The organism is Streptomyces sp. (assembly GCF_035645055.1).
In the GTDB taxonomy this organism is placed as follows: Bacteria; Actinomycetota; Actinomycetes; order Streptomycetales; family Streptomycetaceae; genus Streptomyces.
Window position 1 is genome coordinate 55,401 of record NZ_DASQNH010000105.1, and the last position, 6,086, is coordinate 61,486.

Genomic DNA, 6,086 nt, shown 5'->3' on the forward strand with positions numbered 1-6,086 from the left:
GCTACGGGGTGACGATCGCGTCGATGCGGGCCAGCTCGTCCGCGTCGAAGTCCAGGTTCCGGATCGCCGCGACGCTGTCCTCCAGCTGCTGCGGACTGCTCGCGCCGACCAGGGCGGAGGTCACCCGGCCGCCGCGCAGCACCCAAGCGAGGGCCATCTGGGCCAGGGACTGGCCGCGGGACTCGGCGATCTCGTCGAGCGCGCGCAGCTTGCCGACCAGTTCCTCGGTCAGCGCGTCGGAGTTCAGGAACGGGCTGTCGCTCGCGGCCCGCGAGTCCTCCGGGATGCCGTCGAGGTAGCGGGCGGTGAGCACCCCCTGCTCCAGCGGTGAGTAGGCGATGGAGCCCACCGCCAGCTCGTCCAGCGCGTCCAGCAGGCCCTCGTCCTCGGGGCGGCGGTCGAGCATCGAGTAGCGCGGCTGGTGGATCAGCAGCGGGGTGCCCAGCTCGCCGAGGATGCGGGCGGCCTCCCGGGTCTGCTCCGGGGAGTAGTTGGAGACGCCGACGTACAGCGCCTTGCCCTGCTGCACGGCGGAGTGCAGGGCGCCCATCGTCTCCTCCAGCGGAGTCTGCGGGTCGGGACGGTGCGAGTAGAAGATGTCGACATGGTCCAGGCCCATCCGCTTCAGGCTCTGGTCCAGCGACGACAGCAGGTACTTGCGCGAGCCCCACTCGCCGTACGGGCCGGGCCACATCAGATAGCCGGCCTTGGTGGAGATGACCAGCTCGTCGCGGTACGGCGCGAAGTCGGCCGTCAGCGCCTCGCCGAGCGCGGACTCGGCGGCGCCGGGCGGCGGGCCGTAGTTGTTGGCCAGGTCGAAGTGGGTGACACCGAGGTCGAAGGCGCGGCGCAGAATGGCGCGCTGGGTCTCGACCGGCCGGTCCGGGCCGAAGTTGTGCCACAGGCCGAGCGACAGCGCCGGGAGCTTGAGGCCGCTGCGTCCGGTGCGCCGGTAGGGCATCTCGGCGTAGCGGTCGGGGTGTGCGGTGTACAACGCGACTCCAGAGGGGTTGGCACACGAGGGGCGGCTTCGGGGTCCGAAACCTCCCCCACTCTGGCGTGACCTGCGGCCAGTGGTCCAACAGAAGAATCCGATGGGATTCAGCGACTACGCTTCTCGGTCATGGAACTGCGCCAGCTCCGGCACTTCCTCGCGGTCGCCGAGGACCAGCACTTCACCCGCGCGGCCGAACGGCTCATGGTCTCCCAGTCGGGCCTGTCGGCGTCGATCCGTGCCCTGGAGCGGGAGCTGCAGACCCCGCTGTTCGTCCGCACCACCCGCCGGGTCACGCTCACCGAGGCGGGCCGGGCGCTGCTGGTCGAGGCCGAGCGGGTGCTGGACCGGGTGCGGGCGGCGCACGAGGCGGTGGCCGCCGTGCAGGGCGTGCTGCGCGGCACGCTGGCGCTGGGCACCGAGCAGTGCATCGCCGGAGTGCCGGTGGCCGGGCTGCTCGCCGCGTTCCGGCGGCGCCACCCGGACGTGGAGATCCGGCTGCGGCAGGCGGGCTCCGGGGCGCTGGCCGACGAGGTGACCGCCGGGCGGCTGGACCTGGCGTTCGCGGTGCGCACCGGCACGGATTCCGAGCAGCTCCGGACGGTCTCGCTGACCAGCGAGCCGATGACCGTGCTGTGTCACGCGGACCATCCGCTGGCGGCGGCGGGGGCGGCCGTCACCCCCGAGGACATCGGCGGCGAGGTGTTCGTCGACTTCCACCCCGATTGGGGCCCGCGCCGCACCACCGACGCGGCGTTCGCCGCCGCGGGCGTACGGCGGACGGTGGCGCTGGAGGTGAACGACGTGCACAGCCTGCTCGACCTGCTGGACGAGAACCTGGGCGTCGCCGTCGTGCCGCAGCACTTCCGGCACAAGCGGCCGTCGCTGACCGCGCTGCCGCTGAAGGGCACCGGCGAGGCCGCGTACGAGACGGTGGCCCTGCTGCCGCCGCCGGAGGCCACCAGTCCGGCGGCCCGGGCTTTGATCACGTTGCTGGAAACGGGGGGCGCGTGAGGGGCGCAGGGGTCATGGTGGACCCATGCACGCAAAGGACATCCTCATCGACGGCTACAGCCGCATCCAGGAAGAAGTCCATGCCGCCGTCGACGGCCTCGGACCCGAGGAGCTGAACGCCCGGCCGTCCGCCGACGCCAACTCCATCGCCTGGCTGGTCTGGCACCTCACCCGGGTCCAGGACGACCACATCGCGGACGTCGCGGGGCTCGACCAGGTGTGGCTGGCGCAGGACTGGGCGAAGCGCTTCGACCTCGGCCTTCCTCAGCGGGACATCGGGTACGGACACGACTCCGCGCAGGTCGCCAAGGTGCGGGTCGGCTCCCCCGACCTGCTGACCGGGTACTACGACGCCGTGCACGAGCAGACGCTGGAGTTCCTGCGCGGGCTGGCCGCCAAGGACCTCGAACGCATCGTGGACGAGGGCTGGGATCCGCCGGTCAGCCTCGGCGTACGGCTGGTCAGCGTCCTGTCCGACGATCTCCAGCACGCCGGACAGGCCGCCTATGTGCGCGGGCTGCTTCAGAGCGCGGCGTAACCCGGCAGGATCACGTCCTCGATGAGGGCCTTGCGCTCGTCGAACGGGATGAACGCGCTCTTGACGGCGTTCACGGTGACGGTGCGCAGGTCCTCGAGGGTCCAGCCGGCCTGCTCGACCAGCAGGGACATCTCCCGGGTCATGGTCGTCCCGGACACCAGCCGGTTGTCGGTGTTCAGGGTGACCCGGAAGCCGAGGTCCTTCAGCGCGGTGACGGGGTGCTCGGCGATGGAGGTCGCGGCGCCGGTCTGGAGGTTGGAGGTGGGGCACATCTCGAGCGCGATCCGGCGGTCGCGGACCCAGCTCGCCAGGCGGCCGAGCTTGCCGTCGACGATGTCCTCGGTGATCCGCACGCCGTGGCCGATGCGCTGGGCGCCGCAGACCTGGAGGGCCTGGTGGATGCTGGGCAGGCCGTGGGCCTCGCCGGCGTGGATGGTGAAGGGCACGCTCTCGCGGCGCAGGTGCTCGAACGCGGCGAGGTGGTCGGCGGGCGGGAAGCCGTCCTCGGCGCCGGCGATGTCGAAGCCGACGACACCCGCGTCGCGGTAGGCGACGGCCAGCTCGGCGGCCTCCTGGACGCGGTCGAACATCCGCATGCCGCACAGCAGGGTGCCGACCCGCACCGGGGTGCCGGCCGCCGCGGCCTTGGCCATCCCGGCGGCCAGGCCCTCCTGCACCGTCTCGACGACCTCGCGCATGGTCAGCCCGCCGTTGGTGTTCAGCTCGGGCGCGTAGCGCACCTCGCCGTAGACGACGCCGTCCGCGGCCAGGTCCAGGACGTACTCCTCGGCGGTGCGCAGCAGGCCTTCGCGGGTCTGCATCACGGCGAGGGTGTGCTCGAAGGTGGCGATGTAGCGGACCAGGTCGCCGGAGTTCGCGGCCTCGTAGTACCAGGCGGCCAGCTCGTCGGGGTCGGTGGTGGGCAGGGTGTGGCCGACCTCCCGGGCCAGCTCGACCACGGTGGCCGGGCGCAGGCCGCCGTCGAGGTGGTCGTGCAGGACGGCCTTGGGGAGGCGGCGGACGACGTCGGTGTCTATGCGCGTAGAAGACATGGTGCGGGCGTTCCTCGGCGGTTCGGTGAGCGAAGGGGGACGGGTCAGGAGGCGGGCTGGAGCAGGTCCCAGCGGTTGCCGTAGAGGTCCTGGAACACGGCGACCGTGCCGTACGGCTCGTGCCGCGGCTCCTCCAGGAAGGTCACGCCCGCGGCGCGCATCCGTGCGTGGTCGCGGGCGAAGTCGTCGGTGTGCAGGAAGAAGCCGACCCGGCCGCCGGTCTGGTCGCCCACCCGGCCGCGCTCGGCGTCGTTCTTGGCGCGGGCGAGCAGCAGGGCGGTACCGGTGGCACCGGTCGACGGCTCGACGACCACCCAGCGGGAGCCGTCCGGTCGCGGGGCGTCCTCGGCCAGCCGGAATCCCAGGGCCTCGGTGCAGAAGCGGATCGCCTCGTCGTAGTCGTCGACGACGAGGGTGACCAGGGCGATGCGTCTCATCGGGACCTTTCGGCGCGCGGGCGGGGAACCAGGCGGGTTGACGGGAGAGGTTATACGTAAAACTTACCGGATGCCAGTCCTTGTCGGCGCGCCGGGTTCCGGGGTCTGCGATCACACGGCGGGGACGCGGCCACGGGGTGCGGTCGCGGGGTGCGGTCGCGCCCGGTGGCCGACGGCGAGCGGTCCGCGTCAGCAGATGAGCGTGCGCGGGACCGGCGCGCCGCCGGCGGAGCCCGGATTCTCGCGGCACTCGGCGCACACCAGCGCTCGGCGGCAGCGCGTGAGCGCCCCCGAGCGCGGTCCCCGAGCCATCCCCCGCACGTCCACGCGCACGCACACCACAGCGCGCGACCTAGGCCGCACGACAGAGGCGCCGTCCGCCCGACGCCCGAGAGGGCCTCCGCCCGGCGCCCGAGGTGCGGGACCGCCCCGCCGGTTAGCGTCCCCCCATGAAGATCACCGAGACACCCCGCACCCCCGCGCAGCGCAAGCAGGACGTCCTGGCCCGGCTGGAACGGGAGGAGGACGTCTGGGTCGCGTCCGCGGGGGCCGACGGGACGCCCTGGCTGGTCGCCCTCTGGTTCCTGTGGGACGGGGAGGCGGTGTGGCTGGCGACGCGGACGACCAATCCGACCGGACGCAATCTGCGCGAGGGCGGACGCGTCCGGCTGGCGCTCGGGGACACCCAGGACGTGGTGCTGATCGACGGGGAGGCGGAGGTCTTCACCCGTGAGGAGGTGCCGGCGGCGACCGCGGAGGCGTACGTGGCCAAGTACGGCTGGAATCCGGGCGGGGACAGCCCCTCCTACGCCTACTTCCGGGTGCGCCCGCGGGTCGTGCAGGCCCTGCGCGGAGAGCACGAGATGAAGGGGCGGTATCTGATGCGGGACGGGGTCTGGGCGGTCTGAGGCAGCTCGCCCTCGGGCGGACATCCTTTCTCCGCGCGGCGGTTACCAGGGGGTAATTCCCGGTGGTTTGATGTGCGGCGCCGCTCAACCCCCTTCGCCCACAGGGAGATCCAGTGCCGCTTCGCACCCCGCGCCGCACCTCCGGCGCCGCCGTGCTCGCCCTCGCCCTCGCCGCCGCGGGGCTCGCGGGCACGGCGCCGACCGCCACGGCCGCCGAGCAGACGCCGCCGGTCCGGGTCCTGTCGTACAACGTGTTCCTCTTCGGCAAGAGCCTGTACCCGAACTGGGGCCAGGACCACCGCGCGGCGGAGATCGCGAAGGCGCCCTTCTTCCGCGGCAACGACGTGGTCGTGCTCCAGGAGGCCTTCGACAACTCCTCCTCGGACGCGCTGAAGCGCGCCGCCGCGACCGCCTACCCCCACCAGACGCCGGTGGTGGGCCGGAGCAGGGACGGCTGGGACGCGACGGGCGGCGCCTACTCGGCGACGACGCCGGAGGACGGCGGGGTCACCGTGCTCAGCAAGTGGCCGATCCTGCGCAAGGAGCAGTACGTCTACCAGGACGCCTGCGGGGCGGACTGGTACTCCAACAAGGGCTTCGCGTACGTGGTGCTGAACGTCGACGGCGCCCGGGTGCACGTCCTGGGCACCCACGCCCAGTCGACGGACCCGGGCTGCGACCCGGGCGAGGCCGCCGCGATGCGCAGCCGTCAGTTCAGGGCCGTGGACGCCTTCCTCGACGCGAAGAACATCCCGGCGAGCGAGCAGGTGATCGTGGCCGGTGACCTGAACGTCGACTCGCGCAGCGCCGAGTACGCCTCCATGCTCACCGACGGCGGCCTGGTGGACACCGAGGCCCGCACCGGGCATCCGTACTCCTTCGACACGGCGGAGAACTCGATCGCCCGGGACCGCTACCCCGACGACCCGCGAGAGGACCTGGACCACGTGCTGCACCGCGCGGGCCACGCCCGTCCGGCGGTGTGGAAGAACGACGTGGTCAAGGAGACCTCGACACCCTGGACGGTGTCGAGCTGGGGCTCGTCGCACACGTACACCAACCTGTCGGACCACTACCCCGTGATCGGGCACGCGGGCTGAGCGGGACGCCTTCCGCGGCATTGACTGTAGTGTCACTCCAGTG

At 72.3% G+C, this 6,086-nt stretch carries 7 protein-coding genes; 4 read left to right on the forward strand and 3 right to left on the reverse strand.

Features of this window, described 5'->3' with window-relative positions; all coding sequences use genetic code 11:
• Position 1: 1 nt before the first annotated feature.
• Complete coding sequence (gene mgrA / locus VE614_RS33600; RefSeq protein ID WP_324946201.1) at positions 2 to 994, reverse strand: L-glyceraldehyde 3-phosphate reductase; 993 nt, start codon at positions 992 to 994, stop codon at positions 2 to 4.
• A 129-nt stretch (positions 995 to 1,123) separates the two neighbouring features.
• Here mgrA and VE614_RS33605 point away from each other — a divergent pair, with 129 nt between their 5' ends.
• Positions 1,124 to 2,008 carry a LysR substrate-binding domain-containing protein gene (locus VE614_RS33605; RefSeq protein WP_324946204.1) on the forward strand — a complete coding sequence of 295 codons (885 nt, stop codon included), beginning with the start codon at positions 1,124 to 1,126 and terminating at the stop codon, positions 2,006 to 2,008.
• 25 nt (positions 2,009 to 2,033) lie between these two features.
• A complete protein-coding gene (locus tag VE614_RS33610; protein ID WP_324946207.1) occupies positions 2,034 to 2,546 on the forward strand; it encodes a mycothiol transferase in 513 nt (170 codons plus the stop codon).
• Here the strand turns inward: VE614_RS33610 and VE614_RS33615 are convergent.
• Together VE614_RS33615 and VE614_RS33620 are read right to left on the reverse strand one after the other, a co-directional pair.
• A complete protein-coding gene (locus VE614_RS33615; RefSeq protein WP_324946210.1) occupies positions 2,531 to 3,598 on the reverse strand; it encodes an adenosine deaminase in 1,068 nt (355 codons plus the stop codon). The two genes, VE614_RS33610 and VE614_RS33615, sit on opposite strands and share 16 nt — an antisense overlap.
• Positions 3,599 to 3,642: 44 nt before the next feature.
• Entirely contained in the window at positions 3,643 to 4,035 is a 393-nt protein-coding gene (locus VE614_RS33620) for a VOC family protein (protein WP_324946213.1), read from the reverse strand.
• Between the two features lie 449 nt (positions 4,036 to 4,484).
• On the opposite strand from VE614_RS33620, the gene VE614_RS33625 reads away from it, so the two are divergent.
• Positions 4,485 to 4,943: a pyridoxamine 5'-phosphate oxidase family protein gene (locus VE614_RS33625; RefSeq protein WP_324946216.1), complete on the forward strand. Its 459-nt coding sequence runs from the start codon at positions 4,485 to 4,487 to the stop codon at positions 4,941 to 4,943.
• A 113-nt stretch (positions 4,944 to 5,056) separates the two neighbouring features.
• Complete coding sequence (gene sph / locus VE614_RS33630; protein WP_324946219.1) at positions 5,057 to 6,043, forward strand: sphingomyelin phosphodiesterase; 987 nt, start codon at positions 5,057 to 5,059, stop codon at positions 6,041 to 6,043.
• Positions 6,044 to 6,086 lie beyond the last annotated feature (43 nt).